This window comes from Kushneria marisflavi, from assembly GCF_002157205.1.
GTDB lineage: Bacteria > Pseudomonadota > Gammaproteobacteria > Pseudomonadales > Halomonadaceae > Kushneria > Kushneria marisflavi.
Window position 1 is genome coordinate 2,727,091 of sequence record NZ_CP021358.1, and the last position, 20,031, is coordinate 2,747,121.

A 20,031-nucleotide genomic window follows, 5' to 3' on the forward strand; every position below is an offset into this window, starting at 1 on the left:
CAGTTTTCAGGATCTCTTTCATGCAGACCGTCACCCTGCTGGGGGCTACCGGTTCCATCGGTACCAGTGCCCTTGATGTTATCGAACGCCATCCTGACCGTTATCGTCTGCACGCACTGACTGCCCATTCGAGTGTTGAAAAGTTGTTGGCGCTGTGTCTAAAACATCAGCCCGAGCATGCGGTGCTGGGCAGTGAGGAGGAGGCTGATCAGCTTGGCGCAGCGCTGGAGGCACATCAGGTGGCCACCCGGGTCAGCTGGGGAGAGCAGGCGCTGTGTGAGGTGGCGGGTGCGGCAGAAGTGGTGGTTGCCGGCATTGTAGGTGCTGCCGGACTGATGCCGACGCTGGCCGCCGTTCGTGCCGGGCGGCGGGTTCTACTGGCCAACAAGGAAGCGCTGGTCATGAGCGGTGCGCTGTTCATGCGCGAAGTGGCTCGCTCTGGCGCCATACTGCTGCCGCTGGATTCCGAACATAATGCCATTTTTCAGTGTCTGCCGCGGGAGCATCGCGGTGGGCTCGAGCGTCACGGGATTACCCGGTTGCTGTTGACGGCATCAGGCGGCCCCTTCCGCGATCACGACCGGGCAGCACTGGCCCATGTGACGCCCGATCAGGCCTGCGCGCACCCCAACTGGTCCATGGGACGCAAGATTTCGGTCGATAGCGCCACGCTGATGAACAAGGGGCTTGAGCTGATCGAAGCCTGCTGGCTGTTCGATGCCACGCCGGACCAGATTGATGTGGTTGTTCATCCACAAAGCGTGATTCACTCCATGGCCGCTTACAGCGACGGCTCGGTATTGGCCCAGCTGGGCAATCCGGACATGCGTACCCCCATCGCGCATGCGCTGGCCTGGCCCGAGCGTATTGATGCCGGTGTCAGACCGCTGGACCTCTTTGCCGTGGCACGCCTTGATTTTCAAACGCCTGACCTTGAAAGCTTCCCCTGTCTCAGACTGGCACGAGAAGCCATGATGACAGGTGGTACGACGCCTGCCGTACTCAACGCCGCCAACGAGATTGCCGTGGATGCCTTTCTGACCGGCAGTATCAGCTTTACCGATATTCCTTTCGTGGTTGAAACCGTCATGGGACGTATCGAACGTCGCAGTGCCGATGAGCTTGACGTGATCCTGGCGCAGGATCGTCTGGCGCGGCACGAGGCGCGGGTGGTTATTGATGAGCTGGCCATGACTGCTGCCGGAGGATAGCCATGGGAATCCTGCAAAATATCATCGCGGTCATTGTCGTACTTGGACTATTGATCACGATTCATGAGTTCGGCCATTTCTGGGTGGCAAGGCGCTGTGGCATTCGTGTCCTGCGATTTTCGGTGGGCTTTGGCAAGCCTCTGATCTCTCGAGTGGACCGTTACGGCACCGAGTTTGCCCTGGCCGCCATTCCGCTGGGCGGCTACGTCAAGATGCTTGATGAGTGTGAAGGCCCGGTTGATCCTTCCGAGCAGCATCTGGCCTTTAATCGCCAGCATGTGCTCAAGCGGATCGCTGTGGTGATCGCAGGACCGCTGGCCAACTTTATTCTGGCCGTGGTGGCCTACTGGGTCATGTTCATGGCCGGTACCACGGCCATCGTGCCCATGGTCGGCGAGGTCACGCCGGATTCGCCAGCCGCGCACGGCGGGCTGAAAAACGGTCAGGAGATTGTCTCCGTTCAGGGTCGGCAGACGCCAGACTGGAACGGGGTCAATCTGGCGCTGGTGGCCGAAATCGGGGCCACAGGCCATCTCGAAATCTCGACGCGCGACGAGCAGGGTCGGCTTGAATCACACCAGCTGCCGGTCGATAGCTTCATGGCGCGGCAGGACCCGCCCGAACCATTGCGCACACTTGGCTTTGCGCCCTGGCGTCCGGATATCGCCCCGGTGATCGGTCAGGTCCTTGATAACAGCCCGGCTGCGAAGGGTGGCCTTGAGCCGGGTGATCGCATCAGGGCGGTGGATGGGCAGACCATCTCGACATGGGAGGCGCTGGTCTCGCGTGTTCAGGCGGCCGCCAATACGCCGCTTGAGCTGCAGATCGCACGCGCCGGGCGCGATATGACGGTCACGGTCACGCCCGAAGGGCGTGAGCAGGAGGGCACCATGGTTGGGTTCATGGGTGCCGGCGCAGGTAGTGTCAGCTGGCCGCAGGAGTACCAGCGCACGCTCGCCTGGGGGCCGCTGGGCGCCATGGGGCAGGCATTGTCGCGTACAGGAGAAATGACCTCCCTGACCGTAGGGTCCATCGGTAAAATGATCACGGGGCTGATTTCACCTTCCAATCTGTCCGGACCGATCACGATCGCTCGGGTGGCAGGAGATTCCGCCCGGTCAGGCCTTGAAAGCTTCATCAGTTTTCTGGCTTACCTCTCCATCAGCCTCGGGGTGCTGAATCTGCTGCCGGTGCCGGTACTGGATGGCGGACATCTCGTGTATTACGTCATCGAACTGGTGCGTGGTCGCCCGGTATCGGAGCGTATACAGGCGTTCGGGCTTCGTATCGGCATGGCCCTGATCGCCTCGCTGATGCTGATGGCCTTTTATTTTGACATCATGCGTCTTTGACCGATTCGACGGTGTCAGACCCGACGGCCGGGGCGGTTGTCGCTGCAATCATTACAAATTCTGTACCTGGCTCATGACGTCCGCGCTTGTCAGGGTGGTGGGGTTGTGTATAAGGTGCCTGTTCTCGTTGGCGTGGTTGATGACTACTGCTGACGTATCTGGGGTGTCATACTGGCCTTCCCGCTCGGAGCATCGATGTCGACAAGCGAAACGGTTTCCTTTTTGTTGGACCCTGTCAGGGCATTGGCATGAACCTTGAGCAAAAGCGGGCCCCGAGTGGGCGGAATTCTGTAACAAGCGAAATGACGGCATGAAGATTAGAGCTACAGGTTGGGCGGTGTTGTTAATGGGCGCCTCCCAGGCGGCATTTGCCGTATCCTTCGAGGTTTCCGATATTCGCGTGGAAGGGTTGCAGCGTGTTTCTGCGGGTACCGTGTTCAACGCGTTACCCATTTCCGCCCACGATACGGTCAACGACGAGTCGATTTCCAATGCCGGCAAGGCGCTGTTTCGTACCGGCCTTTTTGATGATGTCCAGCTGGGTCGCGATGGCGATGTGCTGGTCATAGATGTTGATGAGCGTCCCTCAATTGCCAGCATCAACATCAAGGGCAACTCCAAGATTCCCGAGGATCAGCTCAAAAAGGGCCTGAGCGACGCAGGGCTCTCAGAGGGGCAGGTACTTCAGCGTTCAACGCTTGAAGAGATGCAGCGTGAGCTTGAGCGGGTCTATCAGGGCCAGGGGCGTTACAGCGCCAGAATCTCGACCTCGGTGCAAAAGCTTGATCAAAACCGCGTGCAGGTTGATATCGATATCAACGAAGGCAACGTGGCGCGCATCAAGCAGATCAATATCGTGGGCAACCATGATTTTGATAACGAAACCCTTCAGCAACAGTTCGAACTGGAAGACCGTCCGGGCTGGTTCTTTGGCTGGTTCTCCTCCGATCAATACTCCCGCGAGCAGCTCCAGGGCGATCTGGATCGTCTGCGTTCGTGGTATCTGGATCGTGGCTACGTCAATTTCTCCATTGATTCGACTCAGGTCTCTATCAGCCCCGACAAGTCCTCGATCTATGTCACGGTCAATATCGATGAAGGCAAGCGCTATCGTTTTGGCGATATCAACTTTGCCGGTAACATCGAAATGCCTGACGACAAGGCGCGCAGTCTGGTCCAGGCCAAAAGCGGTGAAATCTTTTCCCAGTCGGACCTGACGACCTCTTCCGAGGCGCTTCGCAAGGCGCTTGGCGCGCAGGGCTTTGCCTTTGCCCGCATCGAAGCAGTTCCCAATATTCATGACAACGATGATCGGGTCGATGTGACCTTCAACGTTGATCCGGGGCGTCGTGCCTATGTTCGACGCATCAACTTCAGGGGCAATACCACCACGGCCGATGAAGTATTGCGCCGAGAGATGACCCAGCTTGAAGGGGCTCCTGCCTCGACGGATGCCATCAGCGACTCTCAGGCTCGACTCGAGCGGCTGGGCTTTTTCCGTCAGGTCGAGGTCAATACCCAGCCGGTGGCCGATACGCCCGACCAGCTGGATGTGACCTACAACGTCGAAGAGCAGCCCTCAGGCAGCATTTCGGCCAGCCTCGGCTTTGCCCAGTCCGAAGGCATCATTTACGGTGCCTCGCTGTCCCAGCGCAACTTCCTGGGAACTGGGAATCGCGTGGATATCGGTGCGCAGACCAGCAAGTACTATCAGAATCTGCGGTTCAGCTATACCGACCCCTACTGGACGCTGGATGGTATCTCGCGCGGCTACAACCTCTACTATCGGGCCACCGATTATGAGGATTCCGATATTTCCACCTATTCCACCGACGCCTTTGGCGGTGGGGTGAATTTCGGTTATCCCATCAGTGATTTGTCGCGCCTGAACTTCGGTGTCAATCTTGAAAGCCTGCATGTCGATGACTACGACGATTCTCCCTCGGAAATCGTTCAGTTTATCGACGACGAAGGCAAGGATTTCAATACCTACAGCCTGACCGCCGGCTGGACCCGTAATAACCTCAACCGTGGCATCCTGCCCACGGCGGGCAGCTATCAGAATGCTTCCGTGGAAACGGCCGGTGGCGATGCCCAGTTCTACAAGCTGCGCTATCAGGGCCAGAAGCTTTTCCCGATCAAGACCGAAGAGTGGGCGCTCAAGTTCCGTACAGAGCTTGGCTATGCCAACAGCTTCGGTGGCACCGATAACATGCCGTTTTACGAGAACTTCTATTCCGGTGGTCTGGGTTCCGTGCGCGGTTTCCGTAGCAATACGCTGGGCCAGCCGACCACCGCCCGTAATGACGGTGATGACGATACCCTGGGCGGTAACATCCTGATGGAAGGTTCCGCCGAGTTGATCTTCCCGACGCCCTTTATCGAGGATCACCGCCAGGTTCAGACATCCTTCTTCGTGGATGCCGGTAATACCTTCCTGAGCGATTGTTATCCGGTAGAATCAGGCCGCACTTCCGAGTGCAGCTCCGGAGTTGACCTTGGGGAACTGCGCTATAGCGCGGGTCTGGGGCTTTCCTGGTTGACGCCGGTAGGCCCCCTGACCTTCTCGGTGGCCCGTCCCATCAATAAAAAGGATGGCGACGATACACAGTTCTTCCAGTTCTCGCTGGGCCAGACCTTCTGATCATTGGCCGTTGCGTTACAATGATGCGAATTGCAGGAGTTGAGTAATGCGTAAGTGGATGCTGGCTCTGGCGGTGACCGGAGCGCTTGGAACGGCTGCGGGGACTGCGCAGGCCAATGAGGTAGCGGTACTTGACTGGCAGCAGGCGCTGCTGGATACCACGTCGGCGCAGCAGTCGATGAACCAGCTCAAGAATCAGCTGGGTAGTCAGCCGCAGCAGGTCAAGGCGCTGGGCGAGGAAGTTCAAAAGCTCCAGCAGCGTCTGCAAAGCAATGGTGACGTGATGTCCGACAGCGAGCGGCAAAACGTCATGCAACAACTGCGTCAGAAGGGCGGTCAGTTTCAGCAACAGCGTGGTCAGCTTGAACAGAAGCGGGCCCAGCAGGAGCAGGCTTTCCTGAAGCAGGCACGTCCCAAGCTCGATCGTGCCATCGAGCAGGTAGTCAAGCGTCACAACGTGGACGTGCTGGTTGATCGCAACAGCGTGATCTATGCAGGTGATGCGCTGGATCTGACTCAGGAAGTGACCAAAACCTTCAACTCGCTCAACTGAAGGCGCGCGTCGCTCCACCAAGATGACAAGATATTCAAGTCAAGGTTACACACTCGCCGAGCTCGCTCAGCGCCTTGGGGCCACTCTTCACGGGGATGGCGCCGTGCGTGTTGACGGGCTGTCGACCCTTCATGATGCCGGCACGACCGACATTGCCTTTCTGGCCAACCGTGCCTATCTGAAGGATCTGGCGGGTACGAAGGCCGCTGCGGTCATGCTGCACCCGGATCTGGTCGATCAGTGCCCCGTGCCGGCGCTGGCCATCGACAATCCCTATCTGGGCTATGCGCATTTGTCTCGCTGCTTTGCCCCGATTCTGCCCAGCCAGCAGGGGGGGATCCACCCGACTGCGGTGATCGATGACTCCGCGCAGCTGGGCAGTGATGTCACCGTGGCCGCTCATGCGGTCGTTAGTGCCGGCGTCACTCTGGGGGATCGGGTCACTGTCGGTGCCAACAGCGTGGTTGGAGAGTACTGCACGGTGGGCGAGGACAGTTTGATCCATCCGGGAGTGACCCTGTATCACGGGGTCATCATCGGTGCCCGGGCCATCATCCACGGTGGTGCCGTGATCGGTGGTGACGGGTTCGGCTTTGCCCACGATGGCAGCCGCTGGCACAAGATTGAACAGCTTGGCGGCGTGATCCTCGGCGACGATGTGGAAGTTGGCAGCTGCACCAGCATTGATCGTGGGGCGCTTGATGACACTGTCATCGGTGACAACGTCAAGATCGATTCCCAGGTGCAGATTGCGCACAACGTTCACATTGGTGATCACAGTGCGCTGGCCGGCTGTGTTGGTATTGCCGGTTCTACCCATGTCGGGCGCCACTGTCAGTTGGGGGGCGGGGTAGGCCTTGCAGGCCATCTGACCCTGTGTGACGGCGTCAACGTGACCGGCATGAGTCTTGTCACAAACTCTATCAATGAGCCCGGTATCTACTCCTCCGGGACTGGCTCGATGCCCAGCGCGCTGTGGCGCAAGAATGCCGTGCGCTTCAAACAGCTGGATCAGCTGGCCAGAAGAATTACCCGTCTTGAACGCCACAACGAGGGTGAATAAGCGCCCTCGGGTTGCTGGTGCAATCGGTTTTCCATTGCTGCTGCGGCAGCAAATATCATAATGGTTGGCCATGCGGCCGCCAGTCACATGCCTGCCGGCTCGGCAGGCATTTCGTTATGTCAGAGGTTGTGAGCCCATGGTCATGGATATCAACGAGATCCAGGAATATCTCCCCCATCGTTACCCGTTTTTGCTCGTGGACCGTGTTAACGCACTGGAACTGGGCGAATGCATTACGGCCTGCAAGAACGTCAGCTACAACGAGCCCTTCTTTCAGGGCCACTTTCCGGGTCATCCCATCATGCCGGGTGTTCTGATCATTGAAGCGCTGGCACAGGCGGCCGGAATCCTCGGTTTCAAGACTGTCGACAAGCGTCCCGCCGATGGCTACATCTATTACTATGTCGGCAGTGACAATGTTCGCCTCAAGCGTCCGGTCTTTCCTGGCGATCAGCTGACGCTCGAAGCTCGCATGCTCAAGGCGCGTCGCGGCATCTGGAAATTTTCCTGCCGTGCGCACGTCGAAGGTGAGGTGGTCTGTGAAGCCGACATCATCTGTGCCGAGAGGAAAGTCTCTTGATACATCCATCTGCCATCATCGATCCTGCTGCGCGTCTGGCGGATGATGTCGAGGTTGGCCCGTTCAGCGTGATCGGTGCCGATGTCGAGATCGGCGCCGGAAGCGTTATCGGGCCGCATGTGGTGGTCAGAGGGCCCACCACGATGGGGCGCAACAATCGCGTCTATCAGTTTGCGACCATCGGTGAAGACTGTCAGGACAAGAAGTATCGGGGGGAAGCCACCCGCCTCGAGATTGGTGATAACAATGTCTTCCGCGAAGGCGTCACCGTTCATCGCGGCACGGTCCAGGATCAGGGCGTGACACGCATCGGCAGCGGTGGGCTTTTCATGGCCTACGCCCATGTGGCTCACGACTGTGTGCTGGGCGATAACGTGATTCTTGCCAATCAGGCCACGCTCGGCGGCCATGTCCATATTGGCGATAACGTGATTCTCGGTGGTCTCTCCGCCGTGCATCAGTTTTGCCATGTGGGGACCTATGCCATGTGCGGTGGTGGTTCCATCATCACCAAGGACATCGCAGCGTTTGTGATGGTGACCGGCAATCCGGCCGCCACGCATGGGCTCAACGCCGAGGGCATCAAGCGCCGCGGCTTTGAAAGTGATGTGGTCAACGAGCTGCGTCGTGCCTACAAGCTGGTATTTCGCAGCCAGCGCACTCTGGCGCAGGCTCTTGAAGAGCTGGATCAACAGGCAAATCGCAGTGCCTGGCTTGATGTCTTCATCGATTCGCTGAGAAGCTCATCGCGTGGTCTGACCCGCTGATGATGCAGGCCGCTGGCCGGAGAGAACCTCGATGCGTGTTTTTCTGGTAGCCGGTGAGCTCTCGGGAGATATCCTGGGGGCGACCCTGATGCGCGAGCTCAAGCGTCAGCATGGTGACGTAAGCTTTCGTGGCATTGGCGGCCCGCGAATGATCGAGGAGGGGCTCGAGAGCCTCTATCCGCTTGAAACGCTCTCCATCATGGGGCTGGTCGAAGTGCTCAGACATCTTCCCCGGCTGGTGGGCGTGCGTCGTCACCTCAGGCGCGAGGCGCAGTCCTGGCCTGCCGACATCATGATCGGCATCGATGCGCCGGATTTCAATCTGGGGCTTGAGGCCCAGCTCAGATCAGGCGGCATGACCACGGCCCATTATGTCAGCCCATCGGTCTGGGCCTGGCGTCAGGGGCGGGTCAAAAAGATTCGTCGCGCTGTCGACATGATGCTGACGTTTCTCCCCTTTGAAGCCGAGTTCTACGAGCGCCATGATGTGCCGGTGCAGTTTGTCGGTCACCCGCTGGCCGAAGAGCTGCCGCTGGATAACGATCGCCACCAGGCCAGACGCGCGCTGGGTCTGAGCGACGGCACCCGGGTGCTTGCGGTATTGCCCGGCTCACGCAGCAGCGAGATTGCCTTCATGGCGCCGGTCTTTCTTGAGGCGATTCGGCTTTTAAGACAGCGCCTGCCGGCACTTGAGGTCGTCATTCCCGCCGCTTCACCGGCAAGGCGTGAAGAGCTGATGGCCCACGGTGTGGCCAATGAGGGTATTACCATCGTGGATGGCCGGGCGTGGGAGGTCATGACGGCTTCCGATGCGGTGCTTTTGACCTCGGGCACCTCGGCGCTTGAAGCCATGCTCTGCCATCGTCCCATGGTGGTGGCCTATCGCATGGCGCCCATGACCTGGCAGATTGCCCGTCGGCTGGTCAAGACGCGCTGGATCTCCCTGCCCAATCTGATCGCGCAGGAAAGCCTGGTGCCCGAGCTGATTCAGGATGATGCGACGGGGGAGGCCATTGCCGAGGCGCTGGTTCCCATGCTTGAAAGCGAATCCGAGTCCCATGCGCTGAGCGCGCGATTTGTCGACATGCACCGAACACTTCAGCGCGGTGCCAGCGCGCGGGCCGCCCGGGTCATTCTGGATCTGATGGCCTCGCCACACTGAGCCGGTTATTCCGAGCCGGTTCCTTTTGGACAACAGCGCAGCAAAACATGAACTTTATTCCCGAAATCATGACCCCGAATTCCGAGCATTCGCCGCTGGTCATTCCCTATCAGGGCTGGCGTCTGGCAGGCGTTGATGAGGTCGGCCGCGGCCCGCTGATCGGTACCGTGGTGGCCTGCGCCGTCATTCTTGACCCCCAGCGTCCCATTGATGGGCTGATGGATTCCAAGAAGATGACGCCCAAACGTCGCGAGAAGCTCGATCTTTTGATTCGCGAGCGGGCGCTGGCCGTGTCGCTGGGGGAGGCGACCTCCGGTGAAATCGATGCGCTCAATATTCATCATGCCACGCATCTGGCCATGCGTCGGGCCATCGATGGCCTGTCGATCACGCCTGAATATCTGCTTGTTGATGGCAATCGACTGCCAGGTCACCGTCTGCCAGGGCAGGCAGTCGTCAAGGGCGATGGTCGAGTGGCCGCGATTGCCGCTGCCTCGATCGTGGCCAAGGTGGCACGGGATGCCCAGATGCACGCACTCGATGCGCGCCATCCCGAATATGGTTTTGCTGCCCACAAGGGCTACCCGACCCGCGCCCACCTGGACGCGCTGGCACGACTGGGGCCATTGCCCGAACACCGGCGTTCCTTTCGCCCTGTCAGAGCGCTGTTGCCGGACTGACACCGGCTGTAAAAACATCTCTCTTCTCGCCGGGTCGCTGGCCCGGCAGCGGTGATCATCGGTACCATGGCATGGCCTCTCCGATGTTCCCCGATCTTCTTCGTTGACTGATGCCATTCGTTGACCATAGCGAGCCTGCACCCATGACCACGCCCTTTGTACATTTGCGACTGCACAGTGAATATTCGCTGACTGACGGGCTGATTCGGCTCAAGGCGCTGACGCAGAAGGCCGTCGAGGTCGGTCAGCCGGCGCTGGCCGTCACTGACGAAACGAACCTGTTCGGGCTGGTCAAGATTTATAAACAGGCGCAGGGCGCCGGGCTCAAGGCGATCGTGGGCAGCGATGTCTGGCTCTACAACGCTCAGGATCCGGCCCATCCCTATCGCCTGACCCTTTTGGCCATGAATCAGACCGGCTATCTCAATCTGACCGAGCTGATCTCCCGAGCCTGGCAGCACGGCCAGCAGCAGGGGCGGGCCTATCTCCACAAGGAGTGGATTTTTGAGCAGAGCGAGGGGCTGATCGCACTGTCGGGCGCGCGGGAAGGCGAAATCGGACGCTATCTGCTCCACGGTCATGCCGAGACGGCCCGCGAACTGCTCACCGATTGGCAACGCTTTTTCCCCGACCGGTTCTATCTGGAGCTGCAGCGCACGGCGCGGGAAAACGATGAGGAATGTCTGCATCTTTCGGTGGAACTGGCCATGGAGACCGGTACGCCGGTCGTGGCGACCAACGATGTCCGCTTTTTGTCTCGCGAGGACTACTGGGCACACGAAACCCGAGTCTCGATTGCCGAGGGCAAGGCGCTGGATGACCCGCGACGCGAGACGCGCTACACCGAGGAGCAGTATTTCAAGACGCCCGAGGAGATGGCAGAACTTTTCGTCGACATCCCCGAAGCGCTGGAAAACAGTGTCCATATCGCGGCGCGCTGCAGTGTCGAGATGCGACTGGGCGAAATCTTTCTGCCGGACTACCCGGTACCGGAAGGCCAGACCATGGAGGAGTTTTTCTGTGAGCTCTCTCATGATGGCCTGAGCCGGCGTCTGGACCTCCTGTTTGGCGGTGAGCGGCCCATCTACCCGGGGCGTTCGCGCGAAGAGCACGAACCCGAGTATCGCAAGCGGCTTGATTTCGAGCTCAACATCATCAATCAGATGGGTTTTCCCGGCTACTTCCTGATCGTGATGGACTTCATCCGCTGGGCCAAACAAAACGATGTGCCGGTCGGGCCTGGGCGTGGCTCCGGTGCCGGCTCGCTGGTGGCCTATGCACTCGAGATCACCGACCTTGACCCGCTGGAATACGATCTGCTGTTCGAGCGCTTTTTGAACCCGGAGCGTGTCTCCATGCCCGACTTTGACGTCGACTTCTGCATGGAAAAACGTGACCGGGTCATTGACTACGTGGCCGACCGCTACGGTCGAAACGCCGTATCTCAGATCGTGACCTTCGGCACCATGGCGGCGAAGGCCGTGGTGCGTGATGTGGCCCGTGCCCAGGGCAAACCCTATTCGCTGGGCGACAAGCTCTCCAAGCTCATTCCGTTTGAGGTCGGCATGACGCTTGCCAAGGCGCATGAACAGGAAAGCGCGCTGCGCGAATTTCTGGGCGTCGACGAAGATGCCCAGGAAATCTGGGACATGGCGCGTCGACTGGAAGGTATTACCCGAGGTACCGGCAAGCACGCCGGCGGGGTTGTGATCGCACCTACCAGCCTGACCGACTTTTCGCCCTTGCTGTGCGATGAGGACGGCAGCGGGTTGATGGTGCAGTACGACAAGAACGACATCGAAGAGGCCGGGCTGGTCAAGTTCGACTTCCTGGGGCTTCGTACGCTGACCATCATCGACTGGGCTTTGGAGATGGTCGATACGGTACGAGCGCGAGAAGGGAAGGGGGCGCTGGATATTGCCACCATCCCGCTCGATGACAAGCCGACCTTCGACATGCTGAAGAAGGCCGAGACCACGGCGGTATTTCAGCTCGAATCCCGTGGCATGAAGGAGCTGATCAAGCGCCTCCAGCCGGATTCGCTGGAAGACATGATCGCTCTGGTGGCGCTGTTTCGCCCGGGGCCACTGCAGTCGGGCATGGTGGATGACTTCATCAACCGCAAACACGGCCGCGCTGAGCTTGCCTATCCGCACCCGGATTATCAGCACGAATGGCTCAAGAGCGTGCTGGAGCCCACCTACGGCATCATTCTGTATCAGGAGCAGGTGATGCAGATCGCTCAGGTGCTGGCCGGCTACAGCCTGGGTCAGGCAGACATGCTGCGTCGTGCCATGGGCAAGAAAAAGCCCGAGGAGATGGCCAAGCAGCGTGCCGGCTTCATGGAGGGGTGCGCCAATAACGGGATTGATGCTGATCTGGCGGGCAACCTCTTTGATCTGGTCGAGAAGTTTGCCGGCTACGGCTTCAACAAGTCGCACTCGGCGGCCTATGGACTGGTGTCCTATCAGACGGCCTGGCTCAAGGCACATTACCCGGCGCCCTTCATGGCAGCGGTACTCTCCACCGAGATGGACAACCTGGACAAGGTGGTGCCGTTGATCGAGGAGTGTCGACGCATGGGGCTGACCGTAACGCCGCCGGACGTCAACATCGGCAGCTACCGCTTCAGCGTCAATGAACAGGGGCAGGTGGTCTACGGGCTGGGGGCCATCCGCGGCGTGGGCGAAGGCCCGATCGGTGCCATCGTTGAGGCGCGAGAAGCGGAAGGCCCGTTTCGTGATCTCTTTGACTTCTGCCGTCGCATTGACGGCAAGCGCATGAACAAGCGTACGCTGGAGGCGTTGATCCGCTCCGGTGCGCTGGACCATCTGGGCCCATCGCGGGCGGTACTTTTCTCGGCGCTCGAGGACGCCCTGCGGGCAGCGTCGCAGAGTCAGAATAACGCCAGCATTGGCATGGTGGACATGTTCGGTGAGGCGTTTGTCAGTGACGATGAAGCGTCACTGGACGTCTATAGCGACCATCGCGGCGCGCGCAACTGGAGTGATCGCGATCGTCTGGCCGGCGAGAAGGATACGCTGGGGCTTTATCTGACCGGTCATCCCATCGATGAATACGAGGCCGAACTCAAGCGCTTTGTCTCGACCCGTATCGTCGATTTAAAGCCCTCACGTGAACCCCAGCGCGTGGCCGGTCTGATCGTGGCAATGCGGACCATGAAGTCCAAGCGCGGTGACACCATCGCCTTTGTTACCCTGGATGACCGGACCAGCCGCATCGAGGCCTCTCTCTTTGGCGAGCTTTATGACCAGGTGCGCCAGCATCTGGCGGCCGATCGGGTCGTGATTCTTGAAGGTGAGGTTAGCCTGGATGACTATTCCGGTGGACTGCGCCTGCGGGCCAAAGAGGTGACGCCGATGGTCGAGGCCCGCGCGCGTTTTGGCGAGGCACTCGAGATTAGCATTGATGCCGAGCATATCAACGGACGTTTCAGTCGCACGCTCATGGACCGGCTGACCCCGCATCTGGATCAGGAGGGGCTGCCCATTCGTCTTCAATATCGCAACAGTCAGGCCGGCGGCTGTCTCGAATTTGATGCCCAGTGGCGAGTCTCGCCCTGTGATGAGTTGATCACCGGGCTTCAGGAGGGCGTGGAAGGCCATCCTCAGGTCAGGCTCTGCTATCGCTGACGCCGTCATCCCTGACGCAATTGATCCATCGAGACGACATCGCAATGCAATGGATGTCGTCTCATGGTTGCACCCAACGCCCACAATGGGATAATGACCCACCGATTCACCGACGCCGTGCGCTGCCTATCCGTGCCGCGACGGTCCAGGCCGATACTGTCGTGCACGCCCTGCGCTGCTCGCGTTGATGAAAGAGCTCTGTGACGACCCCTATGAATCCAAATTATCTCGACTTTGAACAGCCGATTGCCGAACTGCAGGCCAAGATCGAAGAACTGCGGCTGGTGGGCAACGATAGCAAGATCAACATCAGTGACGAGATCGCCAAGCTTGAGGAGAAAAGCCGCAAGCTGACCGAACAGATCTTTCGCGATCTGACCTCGTGGCAGGTGTCTCAGCTATCCCGTCACCCTCAGCGTCCCTATACGCTGGACTATCTTGACGAAATCTTCACCGAATTCGACGAACTCCACGGCGATCGCAGTTTCTCGGACGATGCCGCGCTGATTGGTGGCGTGGCGCGTCTTGATGACCGCCCGGTGATGGTCATCGGCCATCAGAAGGGCCGAACGGTCAAGGACAAGGTGCGCCGTAACTTCGGCATGCCGCGTCCGGAAGGCTATCGCAAGGCCTGTCGCCTGATGGAGATGGCCGAGCGGTTTCACATGCCCATCCTGACGTTTATCGATACGCCCGGCGCCTATCCGGGGATTGATGCCGAAGAGCGTGGACAGAGTGAAGCCATCGCCCGCAATCTGGCCGTCATGTCGCGCCTGAAAACGCCCATCATCTCGACCGTGATCGGTGAGGGCGGCTCCGGCGGGGCTCTGGCCATCGGCGTATGTGACTCGCTGGCCATGCTGCAGTTTTCCACCTACTCGGTGATCTCGCCGGAAGGGTGCGCCTCGATTCTGTGGAAAAGCGCCGACCGCGCCTCGGACGCCGCTCAGGCCATGGGCATTACGGCGACCCGGCTCAAGGAGCTCGGGTTCGTGGATGAACTGATCGAGGAGCCGCTGGGCGGCGCGCATCGCCACATGTCCGAGATGGGGCGTCGTCTCAAGATTTCCCTGCTTCAGCAGCTGGACGTTTTGCAGGCCATGGACACCCAGTCCCTGCTCGAGCGCCGCTACGAGCGCCTGATGAGCTACGGTGCTCTCGACTGATCGACACGTTGCTCAATCACGACAACATCACGGGAAGGCTCTGCCTTCCCGTTTTTGATGGTTAAAACGCCTCTGGGCATTTTGCCCTGTAGCTCCTGTCCACCCCCGTCGAGCACGGAGTCTCTTCTGCCATGACGTCATCGCTTGAGGCGCGTATCGATCATGCCATGGCAGCACTGCATTCTCGCGCGGCAACCTCCACGCTCTGGGTCGCGCTGTCCGGTGGTCGCGACAGTACCTGTCTTTTGCTGCTGGCTGCCCATGCGGTGCAGCGCTATCCCGGCGTTACCCTGCACGCTGTTCATGTTCATCACGGGCTGCAACCGGCCGCCGATGGCTTTGTCGAGTCAGCGCAGGAAGCCTGCGACCGGCTGGGGGTGGTCCTCCATGTCGAACGGGTGAGGCCTGAAACACGTGACGGACTTGAAGCCGATGCACGTCGTGCCCGCTACGCCGTGTTTGAAGCGCTGCTCTCACCCGGCGATACCCTGTGGATGGCCCATCATCGCGATGATCAGGCCGAAACGCTGCTCTATCGCCTGATGCGAGGTGGCGGCGTGCGGGGTCTTGCCGGTATGCCGGCGCGTCGAGCTCTGGGGGCGGGCTGGCTCGAACGCCCGCTGCTGGAAACGAGTCGAGCAGACATTGATGCCCGTCTGGCCGAGACCCCCATCGCCTGGTGCGATGACCCTACCAATCATGACGCTATTCAGGACCGCAACTACCTGCGCCATCACGTCATGACGCCCCTGAAGGCGCGCTGGCCGGCGGCGTCCGAACAGATCGCGCGCAGCGCCGATTATCTGCGCGAGGCGGACGAGCTCCTGCAGGTGCTGGCCGAGATGGATCTGGCGGCGCTGGGGGATACGCCCGATCGTCTGCCCCGCACGCAGCTGTGTCATTTGAGCCGCCCGAGGCAGCGGCTGGTAATCGAGGCGGCGCTACGACGCCTGGCGCTGACATTACCGCCGCGTGGACGGCTGGAGACCCTGCTGGATCAGCTGGCGGGCGCCGGTCAGGATCGACGAATGTGTGTTGATTGGCCCGGCGCGCAGGCACGGCTCTGGCGAGGAGAGTTGTTGCTGCTTCCTGAAAATGAAGCAAGGGTTTCAGAAATTTCGTGGCCGCTCGATTGGGATGGTCAGACGCCGATCAACACCCCGCTGGGTATCGTGCACGATCGACTAACGCCGATGACAGGTGGTCAGCCAGCGCTGACACTGGTCTCTCGAGTCGGCGGGGAGCGGCTCAGGCTTCACGGGCAGCGTCGCCCGCTCAAAAAACTGTTGCAGGAGCAGGGCATACCGCCATGGCAGCGCGACCGGGTCGTGGTCGTGTGGCATGGCGAGACACCGGTCGGCGTTCTGGGGCCCTTGAGGCTGGCAGCCGATGGCTGGACACTGGAAGGCCCCGAACATCCTGAAGGTTCAGGGCGTGTTGATCCTGAGTGACAGTCCCGCCCGCTGCTGCCACTGGTGCTCGAGCGCCAGATCCTGACGCAACAGATCGGGGATCGGTGACGGAAAGGTCAGTACCAGAGTGTCCTCCTCGGCGTAGAGCGCTGGCTGCCAGTCGGTGGACGATTCGCGGGCGCGGCAGAGCACCACGGCCAGTCGAAGCAGCTGTGCCAGTCGCATGAGCACGTCTGAGGGCAGGGCGGCGCGATGTTCCGGTGGCGGTTCGGGAAGCTGGCGTCGGTGGGCCTGCACCAGCCAGGCCAGCGCCAGCTGGTCGGGCAGGGAAAATCCCGGCATGTCGCTGTTGGCCAGCAGGTAGCTGCCATGTTGGTGATAGCGATTATGGGCCACGCCCAGACCGATTTCGTGAACCATGGCGGCCTGCTCAAGCAGCTGACGTGATGCGTCATCCAGCGAAAGGGAAGTGTCAAGCTGGTCAAACAGCGTCAGGGCAGTGGCCGCGACATGATCGACGTGTTGAGCGTCGACCTGATATTGACGCTGCATGTCGCTCAGGGTGGTATGACGTACGTCATGCCGGGTGTCGCGCGCGAGTAGATCCAGCAGTACGCCGTCGCGCAGCGCGCCGTTGGTGTGCTGCATGTGTTCAAGATTCAGTGCCTCGAAGATGGCACTTAAAATGGCGATGCCTGCCGGGAAAACGCGCGCACGATTGCTTTTGAGCCCGGGCAGGCTGACACGGTCAAGATGCCCCAGTTCGATCAGCTTCTGGCGCAGCTCTGCGAGGCCTTCCCGTGTGATTTCGCCCTTTTTTAAACGTGGGTGTATCGCTCTCAGGGTGGCAGCCGCTGCCTTGATGGTACCCGAGGTGCCGATGGCGCGCTGCCAGCCCAGCCGTCGATAGTGTGCGGTGATATTGGCAAGTTCCAGCCGGGCGGCCTGCTCGGCGCTGGCCATGGTGGCCTCGGTAATGTCGCCGTTATCAAAAAAACGTCGCGTATAGACCACACAGCCCATTTCAAGACTTTCAAGCGCCAGTGGGCGGGTGCCGCTGCCCACGATCAGCTCTGTCGAGCCGCCGCCGATATCGGCGACCAGGCAGTGGGCGGTGTCTTCCTGCCAGGCGGTCGAGGCGCCCTGATAGATCAGCCGGGCTTCCTCACGTCCTGAAATGGTTTCGATGCGCTGTCCCAGGCATTGTTCGGCACGAATGACAAAGTCGATGCTGTTGGCGGCCGTGCGCAGGGCGTTGGTGCCGACCACCCGCAGCCGGTCAACCCGGTGCTCATCGATGATCGTGCCAAACTCTTTCAGACATTCCAGTGCGCGGATCATCACGTTTTCGTCGAGCTGGCCCTGATCATCCAGTCCTGCCGCCAGCTGTACCTTTTTGCTGCGCTTCTCAAGCTCTGTAAAGTGGCCGTTGTCTACCTCCACGATCAGAAGGTGAAAGCTGTTGGATCCGAGATCCACTGCGGCAAGGCGCAGAGCGGCGGAAGGAGATGTCTGAAAATTCGTCATGAGCCTGTATCCATGGCGTTGCTGCCCTGGCAGGCCCTGCGCATCAGGCCCCAGGTCAGATAATGGTTCGCCAAAGAGTGATGTCAGGCTGATATCATGTCAATTGCTTAAACCAACAGGTCGCTTTCAAGACCGGCAAGGACACGACGTCGATGGGAAAGGATGTGAATATCATTACCGATCTGGACGAAAACCGCTTCGAGCAGGAGGTGGCCAATCGGCACGAGCCGGCACTGGTGGTGCTGAAAGCCGACTGGTGCAGACCGTGTCGTATACTGATGCCGACCCTTGAGGAAGTGGCCCGGCACTACGCTGAACAGGTGAAGGTCTATCGTGTCGACATCAATGAATCACCGGCATTGGCGGGACGCCTGGGCGCCAGAGGTGTGCCGACGATGTGTCTTTTCGTCGATGGCACCCTTGAGGCCACACGCGTTGGTGCCCTTTCCAGAGTGCAGTTACACCAGCTCCTTGATGAGCATCTTTAAATACACCCTTCGGTCCCTGTGCTCGAATCGGTAGCCTGCGGGATAATAAAAGGGCTTGCGTCGACGATCAGCGTTGTCTAACATCGGTGCGTTCGCCTGATTTCAGCTGCTAGCCAGCCGCCGAACGAGCCCGCAGGGTCATATTGCTTTTCTCCCAGTCTGCCACGCCATTTCTCAAGCAGACGAACTGACCCTGACGCGATCGGTGCTGAACTCGGGTTTTACCGTCATGTTACTTCTTTCCTTCGAACGAGGCGCTTTTCGGGTGTATCTCCACAGCCGGGGTTTCAATAACCATCAGGCGTCGAGACCCCGCGGGCTCTGACGACAAATCAGGCGGTATTCAAGATACCGTTTCCTGTCCCGGCCGCATCTCTTACAGCCATGCTGACTAAAGCGATTTCCGAATCAAGCCGATGAATCTAACCGAACTCAAGCAAAAGACTGTTCCCGAGCTGTTGGAAGTTGCCCAGGAAATGGGCATCGACAATCTGGCTCGTTCGCGCAAGCAGGACATCATCTTCGCCATCCTCAAAAAGCACGCCAAAAGCGGCGAGGATATTTATGGCGATGGCGTACTCGAAATCCTTCAGGATGGCTTTGGTTTCCTGCGCAGTGCCGACTCTTCCTATCTGGCCGGTCCCGATGACATCTATGTCTCGCCGTCCCAGATTCGCCGCTTCAATCTTCGCAAGGGCGACTCGATCGCCGGCAAGATTCGCCCGCCCAAGGAAGGGGAGCGCTACTTTGCGCTGCTCAAGGTCAATCAGATCAACTTTGACCGCCCCGAGAACGCCAAGCACAAGATCCTGTTTGAAAACCTGACGCCGCTGTTTCCACAGGAGCGTCTGGTCATGGAGATCGGCAACGGCTCCACGGAAGACATTACCTCTCGTGTCATCGACCTGACCTCGCCGATCGGCAAGGGTCAGCGTGGCCTGATCGTCTCGCCGCCCAAGGCGGGCAAGACGATGATGCTGCAGAACATCGCCAACTCGATCACCCGCAACAATCCCGAATGTCACATGATTGTGCTGCTGATCGATGAGCGTCCCGAGGAAGTGACCGAGATGTCGCGCACCGTGCGTGGCGAAGTCGTGGCTTCTACCTTCGATGAGCCGCCGGCCCGCCACGTGCAGGTAGCCGAAATGGTCATCGAAAAGGCCAAGCGGCTGGTCGAGCACAAAAAGGACGTGGTGATCCTGCTGGACTCCATTACCCGTCTGGCCCGTGCCTACAACACCGTGGTACCAAGCTCCGGCAAGGTACTGACCGGTGGTGTCGATGCTCACGCCCTTGAAAAGCCCAAGCGCTTTTTTGGTGCGGCCCGTAACATCGAAGAGGGTGGCAGCCTGACCATCCTGGCGACCGCGCTGGTCGATACCGGCTCCAAGATGGATGAAGTCATCTTCGAGGAGTTCAAGGGCACCGGTAACATGGAAGCACATCTGGATCGCAAGCTGGCCGAGAAGCGCGTCTACCCCGCACTCAACATCCGTCGCTCCGGCACACGTCGTGAAGACCTGATCGCCTCCGAGGATGAGATGCAGCGCATGTGGATTCTGCGCAAGCTGCTCAATCCGATGGAAGACGTGGCGGCTACCGAGTTTTTGATCGACCGCCTGAAGGATACCAAGACCAATCTGGAATTCTTCGAGGCCATGAAGCGCCGATAAAGCGCGGGTCGGAGGCAACGGACGTACCAATGGGTCGTCTGCAGGGAAGGGGCAGCATGCTATGCTGCCCCTTTGCTTTATTACGGGAGCAGGACCG

At 59.7% G+C, this 20,031-nt stretch carries 15 protein-coding genes; 14 read left to right on the plus strand and 1 reads right to left on the minus strand.

The window, feature by feature from the left end; translation table 11 throughout:
- Positions 1 to 20 precede the first annotated feature (20 nt).
- The 12 genes from ispC to tilS all read left to right on the plus strand — a co-directional run bounded on the left by ispC (position 21) and on the right by tilS (position 16,282).
- Positions 21 to 1,211: a 1-deoxy-D-xylulose-5-phosphate reductoisomerase gene (ispC, locus tag B9H00_RS12485; protein WP_086900917.1), complete on the plus strand. Its 1,191-nt coding sequence runs from the start codon at positions 21 to 23 to the stop codon at positions 1,209 to 1,211.
- Positions 1,212 to 1,213: 2 nt separating this feature from the next.
- Positions 1,214 to 2,563 carry an RIP metalloprotease RseP gene (rseP, locus tag B9H00_RS12490; RefSeq protein ID WP_086900918.1) on the plus strand — a complete coding sequence of 450 codons (1,350 nt, stop codon included), beginning with the start codon at positions 1,214 to 1,216 and terminating at the stop codon, positions 2,561 to 2,563.
- Positions 2,564 to 2,873: 310 nt separating this feature from the next.
- A complete protein-coding gene (bamA, locus tag B9H00_RS12495; protein ID WP_086900919.1) occupies positions 2,874 to 5,207 on the plus strand; it encodes an outer membrane protein assembly factor BamA in 2,334 nt (777 codons plus the stop codon).
- A gap of 46 nt (positions 5,208 to 5,253) precedes the next feature.
- The gene (locus B9H00_RS12500) at positions 5,254 to 5,760 is read left to right on the plus strand and encodes an OmpH family outer membrane protein (RefSeq protein WP_086900920.1); all 507 of its coding nucleotides are present in this window, start codon (positions 5,254 to 5,256) and stop codon (positions 5,758 to 5,760) included.
- A 22-nt stretch (positions 5,761 to 5,782) separates the two neighbouring features.
- Entirely contained in the window at positions 5,783 to 6,823 is a 1,041-nt protein-coding gene (gene lpxD / locus B9H00_RS12505; RefSeq protein WP_086900921.1) for a UDP-3-O-(3-hydroxymyristoyl)glucosamine N-acyltransferase, read from the plus strand.
- Between the two features lie 136 nt (positions 6,824 to 6,959).
- Positions 6,960 to 7,403: a 3-hydroxyacyl-ACP dehydratase FabZ gene (fabZ, locus tag B9H00_RS12510; protein ID WP_086623243.1), complete on the plus strand. Its 444-nt coding sequence runs from the start codon at positions 6,960 to 6,962 to the stop codon at positions 7,401 to 7,403.
- Positions 7,400 to 8,170, plus strand: a complete 771-nt coding sequence (lpxA, locus tag B9H00_RS12515; protein ID WP_086900922.1) for an acyl-ACP--UDP-N-acetylglucosamine O-acyltransferase — start codon at positions 7,400 to 7,402, stop codon at positions 8,168 to 8,170. The genes fabZ and lpxA overlap by 4 nt, the downstream gene beginning before the upstream one ends.
- A gap of 31 nt (positions 8,171 to 8,201) precedes the next feature.
- Positions 8,202 to 9,332 carry a lipid-A-disaccharide synthase gene (lpxB, locus tag B9H00_RS12520; RefSeq protein ID WP_086900923.1) on the plus strand — a complete coding sequence of 377 codons (1,131 nt, stop codon included), beginning with the start codon at positions 8,202 to 8,204 and terminating at the stop codon, positions 9,330 to 9,332.
- A 47-nt stretch (positions 9,333 to 9,379) separates the two neighbouring features.
- Positions 9,380 to 10,012 carry a ribonuclease HII gene (gene rnhB, locus B9H00_RS12525; protein ID WP_236944270.1) on the plus strand — a complete coding sequence of 211 codons (633 nt, stop codon included), beginning with the start codon at positions 9,380 to 9,382 and terminating at the stop codon, positions 10,010 to 10,012.
- A 143-nt stretch (positions 10,013 to 10,155) separates the two neighbouring features.
- Entirely contained in the window at positions 10,156 to 13,665 is a 3,510-nt protein-coding gene (dnaE, locus tag B9H00_RS12530) for a DNA polymerase III subunit alpha (protein WP_086900925.1), read from the plus strand.
- Between the two features lie 212 nt (positions 13,666 to 13,877).
- Positions 13,878 to 14,831, plus strand: a complete 954-nt coding sequence (gene accA, locus B9H00_RS12535; protein WP_086900926.1) for an acetyl-CoA carboxylase carboxyl transferase subunit alpha — start codon at positions 13,878 to 13,880, stop codon at positions 14,829 to 14,831.
- Positions 14,832 to 14,962: 131 nt separating this feature from the next.
- A complete protein-coding gene (gene tilS / locus B9H00_RS12540; protein WP_086900927.1) occupies positions 14,963 to 16,282 on the plus strand; it encodes a tRNA lysidine(34) synthetase TilS in 1,320 nt (439 codons plus the stop codon).
- On the opposite strand, the gene B9H00_RS12545 is transcribed toward tilS, so the two are convergent.
- On the minus strand, positions 16,259 to 17,770 hold the full coding sequence (locus B9H00_RS12545; RefSeq protein WP_086900928.1) for a Ppx/GppA phosphatase family protein: 1,512 nt from the start codon (positions 17,768 to 17,770) through the stop codon (positions 16,259 to 16,261). The genes tilS and B9H00_RS12545 overlap by 24 nt on opposite strands.
- A 152-nt stretch (positions 17,771 to 17,922) precedes the next feature.
- Between B9H00_RS12545 and B9H00_RS12550 the strand changes: the two genes are divergently transcribed.
- Positions 17,923 to 18,258: a thioredoxin family protein gene (locus B9H00_RS12550; protein WP_086900929.1), complete on the plus strand. Its 336-nt coding sequence runs from the start codon at positions 17,923 to 17,925 to the stop codon at positions 18,256 to 18,258.
- 416 nt (positions 18,259 to 18,674) lie between these two features.
- Positions 18,675 to 19,934, plus strand: a complete 1,260-nt coding sequence (gene rho / locus B9H00_RS12555) for a transcription termination factor Rho (protein ID WP_086620628.1) — start codon at positions 18,675 to 18,677, stop codon at positions 19,932 to 19,934.
- The last annotated feature ends 97 nt before the right edge of the window (positions 19,935 to 20,031 follow it).